Annotated in this window: 18 protein-coding genes; 9 read left to right on the top strand and 9 right to left on the bottom strand. The window is 69.0% G+C overall.

The genetic code is table 11. The annotated features are described in order from the left end of the window. Nucleotides 1-49 precede the first annotated feature (49 nt). The 6 genes from UYS_RS0207965 to gloB form a co-directional block, all read right to left on the bottom strand. Entirely contained in the window at nt 50-1,642 is a 1,593-nt protein-coding gene (locus UYS_RS0207965; RefSeq protein WP_016854982.1) for an ABC transporter ATP-binding protein, read from the bottom strand. Beyond that, the gene (locus UYS_RS17120) at nt 1,639-2,727 is read right to left on the bottom strand and encodes an ABC transporter permease (protein ID WP_016854981.1); all 1,089 of its coding nucleotides are present in this window, start codon (nt 2,725-2,727) and stop codon (nt 1,639-1,641) included. Before UYS_RS17120 ends, UYS_RS0207965 begins: the two co-directional genes overlap by 4 nt. A gap of 2 nt (nt 2,728-2,729) precedes the next feature. Further along, entirely contained in the window at nt 2,730-3,806 is a 1,077-nt protein-coding gene (locus UYS_RS0207955) for a microcin C ABC transporter permease YejB (RefSeq protein ID WP_016854980.1), read from the bottom strand. 252 nt (nt 3,807-4,058) lie between these two features. Beyond that, nucleotides 4,059-5,879, bottom strand: a complete 1,821-nt coding sequence (locus tag UYS_RS0207950) for an extracellular solute-binding protein (protein WP_016854979.1) — start codon at nt 5,877-5,879, stop codon at nt 4,059-4,061. A 45-nt stretch (nt 5,880-5,924) separates the two neighbouring features. Then, a complete protein-coding gene (locus UYS_RS0207945) occupies nt 5,925-7,115 on the bottom strand; it encodes a transglycosylase SLT domain-containing protein (RefSeq protein ID WP_016854978.1) in 1,191 nt (396 codons plus the stop codon). 67 nt (nt 7,116-7,182) lie between these two features. Continuing rightward, the gene (gene gloB / locus UYS_RS0207940; RefSeq protein ID WP_016854977.1) at nt 7,183-7,950 is read right to left on the bottom strand and encodes a hydroxyacylglutathione hydrolase; all 768 of its coding nucleotides are present in this window, start codon (nt 7,948-7,950) and stop codon (nt 7,183-7,185) included. Nucleotides 7,951-8,049: 99 nt separating this feature from the next. Here gloB and UYS_RS0207935 point away from each other — a divergent pair, with 99 nt between their 5' ends. The 4 genes from UYS_RS0207935 to nudC are packed head-to-tail and all read left to right on the top strand — an operon-like array spanning nt 8,050 to nt 10,857. Then, nucleotides 8,050-8,817 carry a methyltransferase domain-containing protein gene (locus UYS_RS0207935; RefSeq protein ID WP_026068418.1) on the top strand — a complete coding sequence of 256 codons (768 nt, stop codon included), beginning with the start codon at nt 8,050-8,052 and terminating at the stop codon, nt 8,815-8,817. 23 nt (nt 8,818-8,840) lie between these two features. Further along, entirely contained in the window at nt 8,841-9,284 is a 444-nt protein-coding gene (gene rnhA / locus UYS_RS0207930) for a ribonuclease HI (protein WP_016854975.1), read from the top strand. Nucleotides 9,285-9,325: 41 nt separating this feature from the next. Beyond that, nucleotides 9,326-10,084 (top strand): DNA polymerase III subunit epsilon, encoded by a 759-nt coding sequence (gene dnaQ / locus UYS_RS0207925; protein WP_016854974.1) that lies wholly within the window; start codon nt 9,326-9,328, stop codon nt 10,082-10,084. After that, nucleotides 10,084-10,857 carry an NAD(+) diphosphatase gene (gene nudC / locus UYS_RS0207920; RefSeq protein ID WP_016854973.1) on the top strand — a complete coding sequence of 258 codons (774 nt, stop codon included), beginning with the start codon at nt 10,084-10,086 and terminating at the stop codon, nt 10,855-10,857. Before dnaQ ends, nudC begins: the two co-directional genes overlap by 1 nt. 22 nt (nt 10,858-10,879) lie before the next feature. Here the strand turns inward: nudC and UYS_RS0207915 are convergent, their stop codons facing one another. Continuing rightward, nucleotides 10,880-11,194, bottom strand: a complete 315-nt coding sequence (locus UYS_RS0207915; protein WP_016854972.1) for an SCP2 sterol-binding domain-containing protein — start codon at nt 11,192-11,194, stop codon at nt 10,880-10,882. Nucleotides 11,195-11,357: 163 nt separating this feature from the next. Between UYS_RS0207915 and sohB the strand changes: the two genes are divergently transcribed. Then, nucleotides 11,358-12,398: a protease SohB gene (gene sohB / locus UYS_RS0207910; protein WP_016854971.1), complete on the top strand. Its 1,041-nt coding sequence runs from the start codon at nt 11,358-11,360 to the stop codon at nt 12,396-12,398. Between the two features lie 35 nt (nt 12,399-12,433). On the opposite strand, the gene UYS_RS0207905 is transcribed toward sohB, so the two are convergent. Further along, on the bottom strand, nt 12,434-12,760 hold the full coding sequence (locus tag UYS_RS0207905) for an ArsR/SmtB family transcription factor (protein WP_016854970.1): 327 nt from the start codon (nt 12,758-12,760) through the stop codon (nt 12,434-12,436). Between the two features lie 304 nt (nt 12,761-13,064). On the opposite strand from UYS_RS0207905, the gene UYS_RS0207900 reads away from it, so the two are divergent. The 3 genes from UYS_RS0207900 (at nt 13,065) to UYS_RS0207890 (ending at nt 16,602) form a co-directional block, all read left to right on the top strand. Then, a complete protein-coding gene (locus UYS_RS0207900; protein ID WP_420319334.1) occupies nt 13,065-15,008 on the top strand; it encodes a propionyl-CoA synthetase in 1,944 nt (647 codons plus the stop codon). A 124-nt stretch (nt 15,009-15,132) separates the two neighbouring features. Next, nucleotides 15,133-15,807: a 7-cyano-7-deazaguanine/7-aminomethyl-7-deazaguanine transporter gene (locus UYS_RS0207895; protein ID WP_016854968.1), complete on the top strand. Its 675-nt coding sequence runs from the start codon at nt 15,133-15,135 to the stop codon at nt 15,805-15,807. 18 nt (nt 15,808-15,825) lie between these two features. After that, complete coding sequence (locus UYS_RS0207890; RefSeq protein WP_016854967.1) at nt 15,826-16,602, top strand: alpha/beta fold hydrolase; 777 nt, start codon at nt 15,826-15,828, stop codon at nt 16,600-16,602. Between the two features lie 54 nt (nt 16,603-16,656). Here the strand turns inward: UYS_RS0207890 and UYS_RS0207885 are convergent, their stop codons facing one another. Next, on the bottom strand, nt 16,657-17,838 hold the full coding sequence (locus UYS_RS0207885) for an ABC transporter substrate-binding protein (RefSeq protein ID WP_016854966.1): 1,182 nt from the start codon (nt 17,836-17,838) through the stop codon (nt 16,657-16,659). 178 nt (nt 17,839-18,016) lie between these two features. Between UYS_RS0207885 and UYS_RS0207880 the strand changes: the two genes are divergently transcribed. Further along, nucleotides 18,017-19,723, top strand: coding sequence for a potassium/proton antiporter (locus tag UYS_RS0207880; protein WP_016854965.1), 1,707 nt, complete (start codon nt 18,017-18,019; stop codon nt 19,721-19,723). Nucleotides 19,724-20,075 lie beyond the last annotated feature (352 nt).

Genomic DNA, 20,075 nt, shown 5'->3' with positions numbered 1-20,075 from the left:
CGGCCTGGTGATCAGGCCGCGGGGGAGGCGGCGACGCCGATGACGGCGCTCATGGTGACATCGACGACAGCCCCGCGGCCTCGACCAGGGCGCGGGTGTAGTCGGTTGTCGGCCGGGTCAGCACGGCCTCGCAGTCGCCCTGTTCGACGACCTCGCCGTCCTTGAGCACCAGCAGGCGATGGGCCATGGCGCGTACCACGGCCAGGTCGTGGCTGATGAACAGATAGCTGAGCCCGCGCTTGCGCTGCAGCTCGCGCAGCAGGGTGACCAGCTGCTTCTGCACGGTGCGGTCGAGCGCCGAGGTCGGCTCATCGAGCACCAGCAGCGACGGCTCGAGGATGAGGGCACGGGCCACGGCGATGCGCTGACGCTGGCCGCCGGAGAACTCGTGTGGATAGCGGGCGCCACATTCCTCGGGCAGGCCGACCTCGCGCAGGGTGGCGCGCACGCGGCGGTCGACCTCGGCATCGTCCAGCTCGGGGTGGTGGAAGCGCAGCCCCTCGCTGACGATATCGGCTACCGGCATGCGCGGCGACAGCGAGCCGTAAGGGTCCTGGAACACCACCTGCAGCCGCCGCCGCTGGCGGCGCAGGGCGTCGCCGTGGAGGCGGTCGAGACGCTGGCCGTCGAAGGTGATCTCGCCGTCGCTCTGCTGCAGGCGCAGCAGCGCCAGGGCGAGGGTGGTCTTGCCGGAGCCGGATTCGCCGACGATGCCGAGCGTCTCGCCCGGCGCGACCGCGAGGTCCAGCGGCTTGACCGCCTCGAAGGCCGGCGGTCGGCGGCTGAAGAGTTTCTTCGGCCGCTGGAAGCGGATCCCGAGCCCGCGGGCGCTGAGCAGCGGGGGGCGATGGGTGAGCGGCTCGGGGCGGCCGGTGGGGTCGGCGGCCAGCAGCTCGCGGGTATAGGGGCTCTCGGGGGTCTCGAACACCCGCGACACCGGGCCGGTCTCCTGGACCCGGCCGTGGCGCATGACGCAGACCCGATCGGCGTGGCGGCGCACCAGGTTGAGGTCGTGGGTGATGAACAGCATGCCCATGCCGTGGGTATCGCGCAGCTCGGCCAGCAGCGCCAGGATCTCCTGCTGCACGGTGACGTCCAGCGCGGTGGTCGGCTCGTCGGCGATCAGCAGCCGCGGGTGGTTGGCGATGGCCATGGCGATCATCACGCGCTGACGCTGGCCGCCGGAGAGCTGGTGGGGCCAGGCGTCGAGCAGCTCCTCGGCGCGGGGCAGCTGGACCTGCTCGAGCAGCTCTCGGGCGCGTCGGCGGGCGGCCACGCCGCGAAGCCCCTGGTGCAGGCGCAGGGTCTCGCCGATCTGGCGGGCCACGGTGTGCAGCGGGTTGAGCGAGGTCATCGGCTCCTGGAACACGAAGCCGACTCGTCCGCCGCGGATCGCGCGCCAGTCGCGCGTCGATAGCCGCGCGAGATCGGTGTCGCCGAGCCGGCGCGTCCCGCTGACCCGGGCCCCGGGGGGCAGCAGGCCCAGGGCGCCGAGCGCCGATACCGACTTGCCGGAGCCGGACTCGCCGACCAGCGCCAGGGTCTCGCCGGAGCGCACCTGCAGCGACAGCGCCTCGACCACCGGGGCGTCGTCGAAGGCGATGGTCAGATCCTCGAGGCGAAGCAGGGTCTCGTCGCTCATCTGGCGCTCCCAGTGGCAGTCTGGCGCTCGCCGTCGGCCTTGCCGCTGGCGTGCTGGATGTGGCGCGGATCGAAGGCGTCGCGCAGGCCCTCGCCGATGAACACCAGCAGCGACAGCATCACCGCCAGGGTCAAAAAGGCGGTGATGCCGAGCCACGGCGCCTGGAGGTTGTTCTTGCCCTGGGCCACCAGCTCGCCCAGCGACGGCGAGCCCGGCGGCAGGCCGAAACCGAGGAAGTCCAGGGCGGTGAGGGTGGTGATGGCGCCGGTGAACAGGAACGGGATGAAGGTCAGGGTGGCGACCATGGCGTTGGGCAGCACGTGGCGGCGCATGATGATGCGCGACGGCAGGCCCATGGCCCTGGCGGCGCGCACGTATTCCAGGTTGCGGGCGCGCAGGAACTCGGCACGCACCACGTCGACCAGCCCCAGCCAGGAGAACAGCAGCATGATGCCGAGCAGCCACCACAGGTTCGGCTCGACCAGGCTGGCCAGGATGATCAGCAGGAACAGCACCGGCAGGCCGGACCAGATCTCGATCAGGCGCTGGCCGATCAGGTCGACCTTGCCGCCGAAGTAGCCCTGCACGCCGCCGATGGCGACGCCCAGGGCCAGCGAGCCGGCGGTCAGCACCAGGGCGAACACCACCGACAGGCGGAAGCCGTAGATCACCCGGGCCAGCACGTCGCGGCCCTGGTCGTCGGTGCCCAGCCAGTGGCGGGCGTCGGGCGGCGAGGGCGCCGGATGGTCGAGGTCCTGATCCAGGGTGTCGTAGGAGAACGGGATCGGCGGCCACAGCATCCAGCCGTCGGCCTCGATGGCCTCGCGGGTGTAGGGGTCGCGATAGTCCGCCGGGGTGGGCAGGAAGCCGCCGAAGGCGCTGTCCGGGTAGTCGACGATCAGCGGTGCGTACCACTGGCCCTGGTAGTTGACCAGCAGCGGCCGGTCGTTGGCCACCAGCTCGGCGCCGAGGCTGACCACGAACAGCGCCATGAACAGCCACAGCGACAGGCGCGCGCGAGGGTTGCCGCGGAACACCGCCAGCCGGCGGCGGGTGATGGGAGAGAAACGCTCGCTCAGTGCCATGCTCAGGACTCCCGTGTCTCGAAGTCGATGCGCGGGTCGACCCACACGTAGGTCAGATCCGAGACCAGCTTCAGGATCAGCCCGATCAGGGTGTAGAGATACAGGGTGCCGAAGATCACCGGGTAGTCGCGCTGCATCACCGCCTCGAAGCCCAGCAGGCCGAGGCCGTTGAGCGAGAAGATCACCTCGATCAGCAGCGAGCCGGTGAAGAAGATCGCCACCAGCGCCGAGGGCAGCCCGGCGATGATGATCAGCATGGCGTTGCGGAACACGTGGCCGTAGAGCACGCGGCGGTCGCTGGCGCCCTTGGCCCGGGCGGTCAGCACGTACTGCTTGTGGATCTCGTCGAGGAAGCTGTTCTTGGTCAGCATGGTCAGGGTGGCGAAGCTGCCGATCGCCGAGGCCAGCACCGGTAGACTGATGTGCCAGAAGTAGTCCTTGACCTTGCCCCAGGCGGAGAGATCGCTGAAGTCCGGTGAGGTCAGGCCGCGCAGCGGGAACACGTCCCAGTAGCTGCCGCCGGCGAACAGAACGATCAGCAGGATGGCGAACAGGAAGCCCGGGATGGCGTAGCCGACGATCACCAGGCCCGAGCTCCAGACGTCGAAGCGCGAGCCATGGCGAAGCGCCTTGCGGATGCCCAGCGGGATCGAGATCAGGTAGACCAGCAGGGTGGTCCAGAGGCCCAGCGAGATCGATACCGGCAGGCGTTCGAGCATCAGGGTGGTGACCGGCTCGCCGCGGAAGAAGCTCTCGCCCAGGTCGAAGGTGGCGTAGTCGACGAGCATGTCGAGGAAGCGCTGGTAGGCCGGCTCGTCGAAGCCGAACTGGGTCTCGAGGCGGTCGATGTACTGCTGTGGCACGCCGCGGGCGCCGCGGGATTCGCCGCCGCTGCCCGCGCTGTCGCCGCCGCCGCCCTCGAGACGGGTGCTGGCCTGGGTCGACAGGCCCTCGAAGCGGGCCAACATCTGGTCGATGGGGCCGCCAGGGGCGGCCTGCACGATGAGGAAGTTGAGCAACATGATCCCCAGCAGGGTGGGGATCATCAGCAGCAGGCGGCGCAGTACGTAGGCGGCCACGGAGTGTCCTTAGGGCTTATATGAAATCTCAACGTTCGCGGCGACAAGCCTTCGCGAGGACGCGGTAAACCCATCCCTGGGCGCTTCTTTTGACCAGCGGCGCTAATGCGCATCCTGCCCCGCTTGCAGGGCCGGTGTTGGCCATCCTTGGCCAACCCGTTCGGCGATAATCGCCTCACCCCTGTCAAAAGAACCTCGCTTCGCCTTGTCCCCGGCGGTCATCTACCAGCAGCATCGTGCCTCGAACCTGTATCACCGATTGCGCTGTCGGGCCTCGATCTCGGCGCCGCGCTCGGGGTCGACCCACCAGGCGTCGAGGTCGAGATTGTACTCGGGGAAGGGCTCCTTCCAGCCGAACTTGTCCCAGACCGCGATGCGGGTGCTGTCCAGGTGCCACTGCGGAATGACGTAGAAACCCCAGCGCAGCACCCGGTCGAGGGCCCGGGCGGCGGTGTCCAGCGCCTCGCGGCTGTCGGCGGAGATCAGCTCGTCGACCAGGGCGTCGATCGCCGGGTCGGCCAGGCCGATCAGGTTGCGGCTCTGCGGCGCGTCGGCGTACTCGCTGCCCCAGAACTCGCGCTGTTCGTTGCCCGGGTTGGCGGACTGCGGGAAGCCGCCCACCACCACGTCGAAGTCGAAGCGGCGCAGCCGGTTCAGGTACTGGTTGACGTCGACGATGCGGATGTCGCCCTGCACGCCGAGCCGCGCGAGGTTGCGCAGCAGCGGCTGCACGACGCGTTCGAACTGGGTGTCGTAGAGCAGGACCTCGAAGGCCAGCGGCTCGCCGGTCTCGGCGTTGACCAGGGTGCCGTCCTCGCGGTTCTCGTAGCCGGCGGCATGCAGCAGGCCGAGGGCCTCGCGCAGGCGGCCGCGCATGTCATCCGGCCGCTCCACGGGCAGCGGTTCGTCGAACACCCGCTCGGGCAGCGCGTCGCGCCAGGGCTCGAGCAGGGCCAGTTCGGCCTCGCCAGGCAGGCCCTCGGCGGCCATCTCGGAGTTCTCGAAGTAGCTGTGGGTCCGCTCGTAGGCGCCGTAGAAGAGGTTCTGGTTGAGCCACTCGAAGTCGAAGACCAGGTTCATGGCCTCGCGCACGCGCACGTCCTGGAACACGTCGCGGCGGGTGTTCATCACGTAGGCCTGCATGCCGGCGGGCTGGCCGTCCGGCACCTCCAGGCGCTCGACGAAGCCGTCGTCGGCGGCCGGGAAGTCATAGGCGGTGGCCCAGTTGCGCGCGCTGGACTCGATGCGCATGTCGAGGTTGCCGGCCTTGAAGGCCTCGAGCGCCACGGTCTGGTCGCGATAGTAGTCGTAGACCAGCCGGTCGATGTTGTGGCGGCCGCGATTCACGGCCAGGTCGCGGCCCCAGTAGTCGTCGACCCGTTCGTAGACGATGCGTCGACCGGGGTCGACCTCGGCGATGCGGTAGGGGCCGGAGCCGAGCAGGGCGTCGCGGGTCGGTCGCTCGAAGTCGCGACCGTCCCAGTAGTGGGCCGGCAGGATCGGCATCTGGCCGAGGATCAGCGGCAGCTCACGGGATTTGCTGTCGGCCAGATCGATATGCACGGTGTCCTCGTCGACCGCGCGGACATCGCGCACGTCGGCGTAGTAGGCGGCGTAGAACGGCTGGCCTAGCTCGGTGAGGGTGTCGAAGCTGAAGATGACATCTTCGGCGGTGACCGGCTCGCCGTCGTGGAAGCGGGCATCGGGATCGAGGTCGAACTCGATCCACTGGCGGTCCGGGTCGAGGCGAATGCCCTCGGCCAGCAGCCCATACATGGTGAAGGGCTCGTCGGGGTTGGCCACCATCAGGGTGTCGTAGATGGCATTCAGGCCCGAGGCCGGGGTGCCCTGGATGATGAAGGGATTGGTGGAATCGAAGCTGCCGCTGGCGCCGCGGGTCAGGGTGCCGCCCGTGGGCGCGTCGGGATTGACGTAGGGGAAGTGGTCGAAATCCGCCGGCAGCGCCGGGTCGCCGTAGAGCGCGAGGCCATGGCGGGTGGGCACGTCAGCCGGATCTGCGGCCAGGGCGGGCGTCGCCGCCAGGGCCGCCGTCAGCAGGACGATCGATCGCATCGGTCAGCATCCTTGTACCAGGTCGGGGGGCGATGGCCCCCCTGATCATCTACCGGAAAGTGTCAGCTGCTGGCCGGGTTGTAAAGCGTTGGGGCTGTCGAGGCCGTTCCAGCGGGCCAGGTCGGCGACCGCCACGGCGTGCTCGGAGGCGATGCCGGAGAGGGTGTCGCCGCGCCGCACCACGTGGATCTCTCCCGCGGCGCCGCCGCTCGGGGCGGTGCTTTCCAGGGCCGCCAGCAGCGGTTCGGCATTGTCGACGGGCACCAGCAGCTCGCTGACCTGGCCGGGATGGGCGGTGTCGCCGCGCATCCCGGGGTTCAATGCGGCCAGCTGGCCGGTCGGCACGCCGGCCAGCTCCGCGGCCTCGCCGAGGCGGACGGTGCGCGTCACCGGCACGCGTTCGAAGGCCGGCGTGCCCTCGATCTCGGGCAGCGTCACGCCGTAGCGCTCCGGCTCGCCGACGATGGCGGCGATGGCCAGCAGCTTGGGCACGTAATCCATGGTCTCGTTGGGCAGGTCGAGATCCCAGTAGTCACCCCGCTTGCCCTGGGCCAGGGCGCGGCGCTGGGCGCGGTTCACGGTGCCGGCCCCGGCGTTGTAGGCGGCCAGCGAGAGCTCGATGTTGCCCTCGTACCACTGGTCGGCCTGGTACTCGATGTAGTCCAGCGCGGCCTCGGTGGAGCGCACCACGTCCAGGCGGCCGTCCCAGCTGCCGGAGCGGTTCAGCCCCAGGGCATCGCCGGTACGCGGCATGATCTGCCACAGGCCGGCGGCGCCGAAGTGGCTGCGCGCCTCGGGGTCGAAGGAGCTCTCGACGAAGGGCACCAGGGCGATCTCGCCGGGCAGGCCGCGGTCCTCGACCCGCTCGAGGATCCACGCCAGCCAGGGGCGCGCGCGCTCGGCGATGTCGGCGACGTTGTGCGGCTTGGCGCTGTATTCGTCGATCCAGTGCTGAACCCGGGCGTGGCCGGCGCCGTTCTGCCACTGATCCTTCCACTGGAAGGTGTCGCGCAGACGCGACCAGGCGTCGGCCGGCTGCAGTTGCAGGTGGCTCCAGAAGGTGCGCTGGCCCTCCGGTTCGCCGCGGTGAACCGGGGCGAAGCTCGGGGTATCGGCGCCCATCTGTCCGGCGGGCAGGGTCGATGCCTTGGTGTAGGCGCCGGCGATCAGGGCGCCGGTCATGGCGATCGTGCTGGCGAATCCGAGGAGTCGCCGGCGCGATGTGTGATAGGTCATTCAGGGCCTCCGGGGCGGGCGTTGCCGTCCGTGAATCAGGCGGGCAACGCGAGTTGCCGGGTGGGTCTCAGAAGTCGTCTTTCCAGCCGCGCAGGGTGGCGAAGGTCGTCACGGCGTCGGCCGTGTCGCCCTGGGGGGCGGCGGCCCGACGCACACCGGCGTCCTCGCAGCGCAGGAAAGGGTTGATGCGCCGTTCCCGCCCGATGGTGCTGGGCAGGGTGGGGCGCTCGAGCTCCCGGGCCCGCCGGCACTCCTGCTCGGCGGCGTCGATGTCGGGGTTGTCCGGGTCGGCGGCCTTGGCGAAGGCGAGGTTCGCCAGGGTGTACTCATGGGCCGCGAAGACCAGGGTATCCTCGGGCAGGGCCGTGAGGCGCGCCAGCGAGGCATGCATCTGTTCGGGGGTTCCTTCGAACAGACGTCCACAGCCGGCACTGAACAGGGTGTCGCCACAGAACAGCAGCGGCGGAATGCCGGCGGTGAAGAAAGCGATGTGATCCAGGGTATGGCCCGGGACCTCGATGATCTCGAACAGGCGCCCGATCACCCGAACCTCGTCACCGGCGCCGACGCGTTCGTCGATGCCCTCGATGGCGGGGTTGTGCGGTCCGATCACCCGCGGCGAGTAGCGCTGGATCAGCTCGGGCAGCCCGCCGACGTGATCCGGATGATGATGGGTGACGAGAATGCTGCCGAGGGTCAGACCCTCGCGCTCCAGGGTCTCGATCACCGGGGCGGCATCACCCGGATCCACCACGCAGACCTGGGGGCTCGTGTCCTGCCGCAGCATCCAGATATAGTTGTCGCTAAAGGCGGGAATCGGTGTCACGCTCAACATGGGCTCGGGGTCCTCGCGCCGGGTCGGTGATGTCCGAGGCCGGTGGCGCCTTGAATCGGGTCTGTGCAAAATCGAGTACTCTGGAGAGATGAACGGATCATGTCAAATTCGCAGGAGGCGATGCGCATGGCGCGGCTGGTGCGAGAGGGCCGCCATTACTGGGCCGGCGCCGCCGGGCAGGGCGTGTGGCAGGCCCAGCGCGCCTGCCTCGGCCCGCTTTGCGAGCGCTGGTTCGGCCCCCACGGGCTGGAGCTCGGGCTGGCGCCGAGCCTGGCCGACATGTGTCCGGTGCGTCATGCGCTGCGCTGGTCGCCGACCCGGGAGCTGGCCGCCGACGAATCCACCCTGGTATGCCCCCTCGATGCCCTGCCGCTCCCCGACGGCTGCCTGAGCCTGGTGGTGGTGCATCATCTGCTCGAGATCGCCCCCGATCCCCACCATCTGCTTCAGGAGGCGGCCCGCGTGACCGCCGACGACGGCCATCTGATCCTCTTCGGCTGGCACCCCTTCGGCCCCAGTGGCTGGCGGCGCTGTCGGCCCGCCCGGCGGCGGCAGCTGCCCGGCCGCGGACGCTGGCGCACGCCCGGGCGGCTCGCCGACTGGCTGGCGTTTGTCGATTTCGAGGCCCGCCGGGTAGACTATTGCGGCTTTCGCCTGCCCGGCAGTCCGGCCCGGAACACCCGGCTCGAGACCCTCGGGCGCCGGTACAACCTGCCGCTGGGCGACAGCTACATGATTCATGCGCGGCGCCGGTCCCAGCTGGTCCAGCCCGGGCGCGGCCGGGTGGTCTTTCCGACGCCGTTGGCCGGCTCGGCGCTGGGCAACGTATCCGGCCGGTCCGCCACCGACGAAGGTAAGCAAGGGTGACAGACCAACCACAGTCAGGGGCGTTGCCCGACGTGACGATCTATACCGACGGCGCCTGCCGCGGTAATCCCGGCCCCGGCGGCTGGGGCGCTCTGCTCTGCAGCGGCCCCCACGAGAAGCCGCTCAAGGGCGCCGAGGAGAAGACCACCAACAACCGCATGGAGCTGATGGCCGCCATCATGGCGCTGAAGGCGCTGACCCGGCCGTGCCGCGTCGAGCTGTGGACCGACTCGGAATACCTGCGTCGCGGCATCACCGAGTGGATTCACGGCTGGATCAAGCGCGGCTGGAAGACCGCTTCCAAGCAGCCGGTCAAGAACGCCGAACTGTGGCGCGCCCTCCACGAGGAGGCTCAGCGTCACCGCGTCGAGTGGCACTGGGTCAAGGGTCACAGCGGTCATCCCGGCAACGAGCGCGCCGACAGCCTGGCCAACGAGGCCATCGACGAGATGCAGGCCAAGGCCTGATGCTCGCCCAAGAACGCCGATTTCCCCACAGGTAACGCCCCATGCGTCAGATCATCCTGGATACCGAGACCACCGGCATCGACCCCCGCGACGGCCACCGTCTGATCGAGATCGGCGCCGTGGAGATGGTCAATCGCCGGCTGACCGGCAACACCTATCACCAGTTCATCAATCCGCAGCGCAGCATCGATGCCGAGGCGGTGGCGGTGCACGGCATCACCGATGAGCGGGTCGCCGACGAGCCGCTGTTCGCCGAGATCGCCGACGAGTTCTGGGCCTTCATCGAGGGCGCGGAGCTGGTGATCCATAACGCGCCCTTCGACGTGGGCTTCATCGACCACGAAATCGGCCTGCTGAACCAGGCCCGCGGCGAGCCGCGTCTGGGCCCGGTGGCCGATCATTGCCGCATCCTCGATACCCTGCAGATGGCGCGGGACAAGCATCCGGGCCAGCGCAACAATCTCGATGCGCTGTGCAAGCGCTACGACATCGCGAACGGGCACCGGGTGCTGCACGGCGCCCTGCTGGATGCCGAGATCCTGGCCGACGTCTACCTGGCGATGACCGGCGGCCAGACCGCTCTGTCGCTGGACGCCAGCGCCGGTGACGGCGACGAGTCCGCGGCCAGCGGCGGGTTGAACATCCGTCGGGTGGCGCTGACGCCGGGCAGCCTGACGGTCCAGGCGCCGGACGAGGCCGAGTGGCAGGCCCATCGCGACAAGCTGGCGACCGTCCGCGAGGCCGGCGGCGAATGCCGCTGGGACACCCTGGAGGGGTGGCCGGGTCGGGAGACCTCCTGATGCTGCGTCGCGAACTGCCCCATGAGGAAACCGCGGGTCGGGTGATTCGCCTGGCCCGGGGGTGCATCGCCCCGGGCACAGACGGCGGTCCGCTGCAGCCCTGGCAGCCCTGGACCCCGGCCATGCAGCCGATGTGCTGGTGGCACGACGCGCCGGTGGCGCTGTCGGTGGAGGAGACGCCCGGCGACGACTGGATCGAGGGGCGGGAGTGGCTGGCGCGGCTGCCGGAGTCCTGGTTCGCGCTGGTCTCCACCGCGCTGCAGGTCGGCGCCTGGCTGCGCCATCATCGCTTCTGCGGCAGCTGCGGCGCGCCGGCCTCGCGGCTCGACCACGAGTTCGCGATGCACTGCGAGCGCTGCGGGCATCGCAACTATCCGCGCATCTCGCCGTGCATCATCACCCTGGTGACCCACGGCGAGTCGCTGCTGCTGGCGCGCAGTCCGCGTTTCCCCCCCGGGCGCTACTCGACGCTGGCCGGCTTCATCGAGCCGGGCGAATCCGCCGAGGAGGCGGTGCACCGCGAGGTATTCGAGGAGGTGGGGCTGACGGTTGGGCGGCTGCGCTACTTCCAGAGCCAGGCCTGGCCCTTCCCGCACTCGCTGATGCTCGGCTACTTCGCCGAGGCGGCCAGTCGGCGCATTCGCATCGACGGCCACGAGATCAGCGACGCCGCCTGGTATTCGCCGCGTCGGCTGCCGCAGCTGCCGCCGCCTCACTCCATCTCGCGGGCGCTGATCGAGACGCACCTGGCCGAGGTCGGCGTGCGGCCTTGAGGCGAACTCGCCCGCCCTCGGCTCAGTCGCGGCGGGGAAACAGGCCGCCGAGCTTGGTCGCCAGCATGACGTTGCCGGTGGCCTTGAGGCGGCCGCTCATGACGGCGCTCATACCGCTGATCTCGCCGCTCATCACGCCCTTGAGGGTCTCGGTGCTCAGGCTCAGGCTGACCGACGGCTCCTCGTGAACGCCCTCCTGAACGTCCAGCGTGCCGTCGCGCACCACCAGGTGATAGTCGCCGGCGTCGCTGAAGTGAAACTGGAACACCTCGTCCATGCCGCGGGCGGCCTCGGGATCGAAGCGGGCATGGAGCTTGTCGAGGGTGCTGTCGGACATCGGGGGTCTCCGGAGACGTGAAAGATCGATCCGCGAGAGTAGGGAAAAGCGTCGGAGCCATCAAGCCGGTCGGCTTGTCGCGGCGCCCGCCGCTGGGCAGGATGAGGGGCAGCCCTGCGGCGAATGACGCCGCGAAGGATGGACACTTCGAAGGAGAGACACGGTGAACGAGTGGCTGACGGATTTCGGCATGTTCCTGGCCCAGCTGGTGGCGGTGGTGGTCATCGTGACCCTGGGCGTGATGGTGGTGATGCGCTCGCGCGGCGGCGAGAGCGAGCGGACCCGTCTGCGGGTCGAGGAGCTCAACGGCGATCGCCGTCGCCGCCGTCGCCGACTGCAGCTGGCCGCCAGCGAGCCCGGTGCGCGCAAGCGGCTGCAGAAGGCCTTTCGACGCGATGACAAGGCGCGCGGCAAGCACAAGGACGATGCCGGCGGCGACGTCGCCGGTACGGTCTGGGTGCTGGACTTCCACGGCGACCTGAAGGCCAGTGCCACCGGGCGCTTCGCCGAGGAGGTGTCGGCGGTGCTGGACGTGGCCGGCGAGAAGGACGAGGTGGTGGTGCGCCTGGAGTCGCCCGGTGGGCTGGTGCACGCCTACGGCCATGCCGCCGCCGAGCTCGACCGCCTGCGTCAGGCGGGGCTCTCCACCACGGTGTGCGTCGACAAGGTGGCGGCCAGCGGCGGCTACCTGATGGCCTGCTGCGCCGACCGGCTGCGGGTGGCGCCCTTCGCGGTGCTGGGCTCGATCGGGGTGGTCGCCCAGGTGCCCAACCTGCATCGCCTGCTCAAGCGCCACGACGTCGACGTGGAGGTGCTGACCGCGGGCCGCTACAAGCGCACCCTGACGGTATTCGGCGAGAACACCGAGGAAGGGCGCGAGAAATTCCTGGAAGACCTCGAGAACGTGCACGGGCTATTCAAGCATTATGTCGCCGAGCGTCGCCCGGACCTGGACATCGAGGCGGTGGCCACCGGTGAGAGCTGGTACGGCCAGCAGGCGTTGCCACGGGGCCTGGCCGACGAGATCGGCACCAGCGAGGCCTATCTCGTCGAGCGCATGAAAGAGGCGCGGGTGGTCTCGTTGCGCCTGGAGCGTCGCCAGCCCCTGCCGGCAAGGCTGGGTCTGGCGGTGTCCGACGGCGTGGAGCGTGGCGTGGAGCGGGTCGTCGAGAGCCTGGAGGCGCGCGGCTGGCAGAAGCGCTGATCCTGCGGGGCCTCGGTGTCAACCGCTTCCCGGTCTCAGTGGTTCCCCAACTCCATTCGGGCGAGGGCCGACAGCAGGATCCTCGCCCGGTCGCCGTTGAGCGAATAGTAGATGGTCTGCGACGCGCGCCGGGTGCTCACCAGGCTCTCGCGTCGCAGGATGGCCAGATGCTGGGAAAGGGCGGACTGGCTCAGCGCCAGCTGGTGGTTGAGCTCCGTGACCGACAGCTCCTGCCCGTCCAGCAGGCACAGGATCCTCAGCCGGTTGTCGTTGGCCATCGCCTTGAGCAGGGCGCTGGCCCGGTCGATGACGTCATCCCCGTCGTGCAGCAGGCCATCGGCCTGGGCTTGCGAAGTGCTCATGATGTATCACCTCTCATGCTGCCATGGCAGCCGATGGCGGTCGTCTCTTGCCGATGGGCTGTCGTCATGACGTCTCCCGGCAAGCCCTGGGTGTTGTGATGGAGCGTGCCCGCGGTGGCCCGTTACGTCACGTCTTTTCTGATTCAGTCATTTCTCAACTATAGTTCAGGGCGGCCGGCGTGGCCCTGCCGTTGCGCTTGATACGTCCTGTTTGTCGACAACGTGGCGAGAAGGCTCGTCCATTTGTCGAATTTCGCCCTTGGTATGAGGGTTTTGGGGTTGGCGTTGTTCTAGTGTGTCAACAATCGAGGCGACATTCACTGAGCAGGCAGGCCCCATGTCCACATATCGCAGCGAATATCAGCGTTCCATCGAGCAGCCGGAGGCCTTCTGGGCCGAGCAGGCGAGGCGCCTGCCTTGGATCACCCCGCCGACGCGCATCCTCGAGTATGACGATCAGGGCCATGCCCGCTGGTACGGCGACGGCGAGCTCAACCTCTGTCATGCGGCCCTCGATCACCACATCGAGCAGGGCCGCGGCGATCAGGACGCACTGCTGTGGGACTCGCCGGTCAGCGGCGGCAAGCGGCGTTACACCTATGCCGAGCTGCGCGAGCGGGTGGCGCGCTTCGCCGGGGCACTGCGGGATCTCGGCGTCGAGCAGGGCGATCGCGTGGTCATCTATTTGCCGATGGTGCCGGAAGCGCCGATCGCCATGCTGGCCTGTGCCCGGCTGGGGGCCGTGCATTCGGTGGTGTTCGGCGGCTTCGCCCCCCACGAGCTGGCGGTGCGCATCGAGGACGCCGAGCCCAGGGTGGTGATCGCGGCTTCCTGCGGCATCGAGGTCGACCGGGTGCTGCCCTACCAGCCGATCGTGCGCGAGGCGCTGGCGCAGAGCGCCCATCGCCCCGAGGCCTGCGTGATGCTGCAGCGCGAGCAGTGCCCGGTCGAGCTCGGCGAGGGCGAGCATGACTGGGCGACGCTGGAGGCCGCGGCGGCGCCGGCCGAGTGCGTGCCGGTCCGGGCGACCGATCCGCTCTATGTGCTCTATACCTCCGGCACCACCGGCAAGCCCAAGGGCGTGATGCGCGATACCGGCGGCTATGGCGTGGCGCTGCACTATTCCATGGAGGCGGTCTACGACATGGCGCCGGGCGAGGTGTTCTTCTCGGCCTCGGACGTGGGCTGGGTCGTGGGCCATTCCTATATCGTCTATGGGCCGCTGCTGCGCGGCTGCACCACCGTCGTGTATGAGGGCAAGCCGGTGCGGACCCCGGATGCCGGGGCCTTCTGGCGGCTGATCGCCGAGTATCGGGTCAAGGCCTTCTTCACCGCGCCGACCGCCTTCCGGGCGATCAAGAAGGAAGATCCCGAAGGGTTGCACCTGAAGGACCACGACATCTCGTGCCTCAAGGCGCTGTTCCTGGCCGGGGAGCGACTGGACCCGCCGACCTTCCACTGGCTGAAGGGGATGCTGGATGTGCCGGTGGTCGATCACTGGTGGCAGACCGAGACCGGCTGGCCGATCGCCGCCAACCTGCTGGGGCTCGAGCCGATGCCGGCCAAGGCGGGGTCGGCCACGGTGCCGGTGCCGGGCTTCGACGTGCGCATCCTCGATCGCAGCGGTCACGACGCGCCGGCGCTGGAGCAGGGCAGCGTGATGATCAAGCAGCCGCTGCCGCCGGGCTGCCTGTCCGGCATCTGGCGCGATCCCGAGCGTTTTCACGCCGCTTACATGGCGGCCTTCTCGGGCTACTACCTGACCGGCGATGCGGGCTATCTGGACGAGGACGGCTATCTGTTCATCATGGGGCGCACCGACGACGTTATCAACGTGGCCGGGCATCGTCTCTCCACCGGCGAGATGGAGGAGGTGGTGGGCGGCCATCCGGCGGTGGCCGAGTGCACGGTGATCGGCATTCACGATGCGCTCAAGGGGCAGGTGCCGGTCGGGCTGGTGATCCCCAAGGACGGCTTCGACGGCGACGAGGCGACCCTGGAGCGCGAGCTGGTCGAGCGGGTGCGCGAGATGATCGGTCCGGTGGCCTGCCTCAAGCAGGTGCTGGTGGTGGATCGCCTGCCCAAGACCCGCTCCGGCAAGATCCTGCGCAAGCTGCTGCGTCACATCGCCGACGGCGAGGCCTATGGCGTGCCCTCGACCATCGATGACCCGGCAAGCCTCGCCGACGTGCACGATGCCATGGTGGCGCGCTCGCTGGGCAGCGCCGAGCAGGCACGGCAGCAGTAGGGCGGCGCGCCGAGGCGGGTTTGGCCCCCGGCGAGCGTGCGCGTATAATTCGCGACCGTTCGCCGGGGTACCGGCATGCCATTCGATGAGGGTTCCCTTACCCCTCCCGCCAAAAAGGTGTCCCATGTTCGCGCTTACCGCCGCCCAGACCCGCCGCTGCCTGATGTGGCTGGTCGCCTTTCATATCCTCGTCATCACTGCCAGCAACTACCTGGTGCAGCTTCCCTTCAGCCTGTTCGGGCTGCATACCACCTGGGGCGCGTTCAGCTTTCCCTTCATCTTCCTCGCCACCGACCTGACCGTACGGCTGTTCGGCAAGGAGCCGGCTCGGGCCATCATCCTGCGGGTGATGTTTCCGTCACTGGTGATCTCCTATGTCGTCTCGGTGGTGTTTCCGCGCGGCGGCTTCGCCGGGCTGGAGGCGCTGGGTGAGTGGAACCTGTTCGTGGCGCGCATCGCCCTGGCCAGCTTCATGGCCTACGTGCTGGGCCAGCTGCTCGATGTCACCGTCTTCGATCGCCTGCGCCGCCTCCGGGCCTGGTGGGTGGCGCCGGCGCTGTCGACCCTGCTCGGCAATCTGGCCGATACCTTCGCCTTCTTCTCGATCGCCTTCCACCGCGGCACCGATGCCTTCATGGCCACCCACTGGCCGGAGATCGCCTGGGTGGACTACGGCATCAAGCTGGGCATCAGCCTGGCCTTCTTCCTGCCGCTCTACGGCGTGCTGCTGGGCTGGCTGACGCGCCGCCTGGTGACGCTGACCGGCGACCGTGACCTGGCGCCCGAGCAGCTCCGCTAACCCGACAAGGAGTTCACGATGACTCTCGCTCTCCATCATATCGACACCGGCGGCGACGGCACGCCGCTGGTGGTGATTCACGGCCTGCTGGGCAGCGCCGACAACTGGCGCTCGCACATCAAGAAATGGCAGGAGCAGCATCGGGTGATCGCGGTGGACCTGCGCAACCACGGCCGCTCGCCGCATGCGCCCGGCATGGGCTACGCCGCCATGGCCCGCGACGTGCTGGCGCTGCTGGAGGCGCTGGGCGTGGCCAGGGCGCATGTGCTGGGGCATTCCATGGGCGGCAAGGTGGCGATCACCCTGGCTCGGCTGGCACCCGAGCGGCTGGCCTCGCTGATCGTCGCCGACGTCGCTCCCCAGGCCTACGGCCACGGCCACGACAACGAGCTCGGCGCGCTGCGGCGCGTGCGCGACGAGCGGCCGGCCGATCGCCGCCAGGCCGATGCGCTGATGGCGGATTTCATCGACCAACGCACCACGCGGCTGTTCCTGGCCACCAACCTGGTGCGCGGTGAAGACGGCATGACGGTGCGCGTCGGGCTGGATCAGATCACCGAGGACTATGCGTCGATCAGCGGCGAACCGGACGGCGAGGGCGCCTTCGAGGGTCCGACCCTGGTGGTGCGCGGGAGCCGCTCGTCCTACGTGACCGATGCCATGCTGCCGGCGCTGCGCGAGGTGCTGCCGAACGCCGAGCTCGAGACCCTGGAGGCGGGCCACTGGCTGCACGCCGAGTGCCCCGAGGAGTTTCAGGCGGCGGTCAACGGCTTCCTCGCCCGCCAGCACGACTGAGGCCTTCGTCTCTGTCGCGCCCCGAGCGTCGGACGCGGTCGGCCTGACGCTGCATCACTGGCGGTTCGGATCGATGGCCAGGCGCTCCACCGGCGTGGTTTCGGATACCAGGTGCTGCTGGTTGAGGAAGTGCTCGAAGTCCGCGTAGCGCTTCTCGTGCAGGGCGGCGGGGGTCAGGCTCAGGCGCCGCATGGCCTCGGGCCAGGCGGCGCGGTTGGTCGGGGTGTCCATGGCCGGTTCGGCGCGGGCCAGCAGTGCCCAGCCGGCATCGGGATGCTCGACGATCCAGGCCGTGGCCTCCTCCAGGGCCTCCACCAGTGCCACGATGGCCTCGCGCTGCTGGGCGAGATGGTCGCGGTTGGCCACCAGGATCAGGCCGTCGTAGCGCGGCACGCCCATGGATTCGGTGGTGTAGGTGTGCGTCGACAGACCATCGTCGGCCAGGGCGCGCGGCAGCAGATAGCGCACGGCGCCGATCACCCCGTCCACGCGCCCCTCGCGCATGGCCTGCTCGAGCCGGAAATGCAGGTCGGGGCTGTCCAGGGCCTCGCGGGTCAGCTCCTGATGGGTCAGCAGGCTGGCCAGCAGCACGTTCTCGGCATCCAGGTCGACGTGGCCGATGCGCGTGCCTTCCAGCGCCTCGAGGCCGATGGCGTCGTCGAGCACCAGCGAGGCGAGCGGCAGGCCGACCAGCGTCGCCACGCGCACCAATGGCTGGTCCTGATCGACCATCAGGTGCAGCAGCGGCTGACGGGTCAGGGCCAGATCGATTCGCGAGGTCGCCAGCAGCTTGGTGGGCACGTCGGGGTCGGCGGGCGTCTGGATCTCCACCTCCAGCCCGCGCTCCTTGAACAGGTCGAGCTCGCGGGCCGCGAACAGCGCCGCGTGGCGCGGGCTCGGGTACCAGTCGAGCATCAGCGACAGATGCGTGACCGGCGGCGGCGCGATGGGCTCGGCGGGGCCCACGGCCACGGCCGGGGCGGTCGGCCGCGTGGGCGTGTCCACCGACGGGCCGCTCGGCCGGTCCTGGAAGGCGGTCAGCGGGTCCTCGATGACGGCCGGCGCGGTTTCCGATCCCAGGTCGGGGACCATGACGTCGGTACCGAGCGGCGGGTAGCCACCCTCGGGCGTTTCCGGCGCGGCATGGCCGACCGGAGACAGTCCCGGCAGGCCGAGCGCCATGACCAGTGAGGCCCAGGCGCTCGGTCGGGCCGGGCGGCGGATGAATGACAGCATGTCAGCGGCTCCAGCGATGCCCGGGAGGTGGCGATGACGGGCCCGGGCAAGGGGAAAGACGTGGCCAGTCTATCGGCGTGGGGTCCCGCCTGACCAGCGCCGCGGTCAACGTGTCGCTGCGCGTCGCGGCCGCCCGCACGCTATGAGATACTTGGATGACTTTCTGGGGCAGGATGCCATGGACACGATCAATACCCTTTTTCTGCTCAGCGGCTTCCTGATCGCGCTGAGCGTGCTGGCCAGCCGGCTCTCCACGCTGGTGGGCGTTCCCCTGCTGCTGCTGTTCCTCGGGCTCGGCATGCTCGCCGGGGAGGAGGGCGTACTCGGCATCCAGTTCGACGACTACCCGCTGGCGTTTCTGATCGGTCACCTGGCGCTGGCGATGATCCTCCTCGACGGTGGCCTGCGCACCCGGCTGAAGACCTTCCGGGTCGGCTTCAAGCCGGCGCTGTCGTTGGCCACCCTGGGCGTGTTCGTGACCAGTGCGCTGGTCGGCGTGATTGCCATGTGGGTGTTCGGGCTCAGCCTGGTGCAGGGGCTGTTGGTGGGGGCGATCGTCGGTTCCACCGATGCCGCGGCGGTGTTCTCGATGCTCGGCGGGCGAGGCATCAACCTCAACGAGCGGGTCGGGGCCACGCTGGAGATCGAGTCGGGCACCAACGATCCGATGGCGATTTTCCTGACCCTGATGCTGGTGGAGGTGCTGGTCGGGGATATCGGCGGCTGGCTCGATACCACGCTGTTCTTCCTGCAGCAGTTCGGCGTCGGCATCGCGCTGGGGCTGGGGGCCGGCTGGCTGATCGCGCGGCTGATCAGCTGGGTGGATCTGGCGCCGGGGCTCTATTCGCTGCTGGCGCTGGCGCTCGGCTTCTGCGTGTTCGGGGCGACCAGCGCGCTGGGCGGCAGCGGCTTCCTGGCCATCTACCTGACCGGTCTGATGATCGGCAATCGGCCGGGGCGCCACCTCAATTTCATTCTGCCGGTCCACGACGGCCTGGCCTGGCTCAGCCAGATCGGCCTGTTCCTGGTGCTGGGGCTGCTGGTCAATCCCAGCGAGATGATGGTCTATGCATTGCCCGCCGCGGTGGTGGCCCTGGCGCTGATCTTCGTCGCCCGCCCGCTGGCGGTGGTCATCGCCATCAAGCCGTTCTTCCGCTTCCGCTGGCGTGAAGTCGGCTTCATCGCCTGGGTCGGGTTGCGCGGCGCGGTACCGATCGTGCTGGCGATTTTCCCGGTCATCGGCGGTGTCGAGAATGCCTCGCTTTATTTCAATGTCGCCTTCGCGGTGGTGCTGCTGTCGCTGCTGATCCAGGGCGGCTCGCTGCCGTGGATGGCGAAGCGCCTGAAGGTCGAGCTGCCGCCCAGCGTGACGCCCAAGCGGCGTGGCCCGCTGGGGATTCAGCACGACAACGACTACGAGATGTTCATCTATCGCGTGGAGAGCTCCGATCTCGAGGAGGTGCCGATCCGTCTGCTGCGCTTCCCCTCCGGTGCGATCATCGCCGCGCTGTTCCGCGATGGCGTGATGGTGCATCCCAAGGGCAGCACCCAGCTGCAGCGCAACGACGTGTTGTGCGTGATCGGTCGCGGCGACGACCTGCCGGCGCTCAACCGGTTGTTCAACGGCGATGCCACCTTACGTCGCCAGAGTGCCTTCTTCGGCGCCTTCAGCTTCAACGGCGATGCGCGGCTGGGCGATATCGCCGATGCCTATGGCTTGACCCTGAGCCCGGGGGAGCACGACATGACACTGGCGGATTTCATCTCGCTGCGTGTCGGCGGCCATCCGGTGGTGGGCGACGATATCGATTGGCACGGTATTCACTGGGTCGTCAACGAGATGCAAGGCAATCGCGTGACGCGGGTGGGGTTGAGGCTCTACTGACCATGGTCGTATCGCCCGATGTCGCCGGGGCCCTGTGGCGGCCCGTGCATCGGGCGGTCGGCCATTCATGTTATGGGCCGGCGTCTGGGGCTATTCTCTGGATTTGGCGATCTTCCAGGTGATGGCCGCGGCAATCAGTGATCCTCCGCTGGCCAGCCACAAGCCATACGCGACGTGCATCGACAAGGTCGTATCTCCTATCCTGGTGCATTGTTGGTGTATCGGGTGCAGGCGGGTTATCGGCACCGGCCGCGGGAAGTTGAATGAATATTCACCCAGGCCCGCATACCGCGCCCGCCGTCCTGCCCGGACACGATCGATGCGTTCGCTCAGGAACATGGTCGGCCAGCGT

The sequence above is a fragment of the Halomonas smyrnensis AAD6 genome (assembly GCF_000265245.1).
GTDB lineage: Bacteria > Pseudomonadota > Gammaproteobacteria > Pseudomonadales > Halomonadaceae > Halomonas > Halomonas smyrnensis.
This window is presented reverse-complemented; position numbering and strand designations above follow the sequence as displayed.

Excerpts from the sequence above, each read along its gene's own strand:
- nudC (WP_016854973.1), top strand. The coding sequence starts at position 10,084 with ATGCTGCGTCGCGAACTGCCCCATGAGGAAACCGCGGGTCGGGTGATT.
- UYS_RS17120 (WP_016854981.1), bottom strand. The coding sequence starts at position 2,727 with ATGGCACTGAGCGAGCGTTTCTCTCCCATCACCCGCCGCCGGCTGGCG.
- UYS_RS0207895 (WP_016854968.1), top strand. The coding sequence starts at position 15,133 with ATGTTCGCGCTTACCGCCGCCCAGACCCGCCGCTGCCTGATGTGGCTG.
- UYS_RS0207915 (WP_016854972.1), bottom strand. The coding sequence starts at position 11,194 with ATGTCCGACAGCACCCTCGACAAGCTCCATGCCCGCTTCGATCCCGAG.
- UYS_RS0207885 (WP_016854966.1), bottom strand. The coding sequence starts at position 17,838 with ATGCTGTCATTCATCCGCCGCCCGGCCCGACCGAGCGCCTGGGCCTCA.
- dnaQ (WP_016854974.1), top strand. The coding sequence starts at position 9,326 with ATGCGTCAGATCATCCTGGATACCGAGACCACCGGCATCGACCCCCGC.
- UYS_RS0207945 (WP_016854978.1), bottom strand. The coding sequence starts at position 7,115 with ATGACCTATCACACATCGCGCCGGCGACTCCTCGGATTCGCCAGCACG.
- UYS_RS0207880 (WP_016854965.1), top strand. The coding sequence starts at position 18,017 with ATGGACACGATCAATACCCTTTTTCTGCTCAGCGGCTTCCTGATCGCG.
- UYS_RS0207890 (WP_016854967.1), top strand. The coding sequence starts at position 15,826 with ATGACTCTCGCTCTCCATCATATCGACACCGGCGGCGACGGCACGCCG.
- gloB (WP_016854977.1), bottom strand. The coding sequence starts at position 7,950 with ATGTTGAGCGTGACACCGATTCCCGCCTTTAGCGACAACTATATCTGG.
- UYS_RS0207935 (WP_026068418.1), top strand. The coding sequence starts at position 8,050 with ATGTCAAATTCGCAGGAGGCGATGCGCATGGCGCGGCTGGTGCGAGAG.
- UYS_RS0207950 (WP_016854979.1), bottom strand. The coding sequence starts at position 5,879 with ATGCGATCGATCGTCCTGCTGACGGCGGCCCTGGCGGCGACGCCCGCC.
- UYS_RS0207965 (WP_016854982.1), bottom strand. The coding sequence starts at position 1,642 with ATGAGCGACGAGACCCTGCTTCGCCTCGAGGATCTGACCATCGCCTTC.
- UYS_RS0207905 (WP_016854970.1), bottom strand. The coding sequence starts at position 12,760 with ATGAGCACTTCGCAAGCCCAGGCCGATGGCCTGCTGCACGACGGGGAT.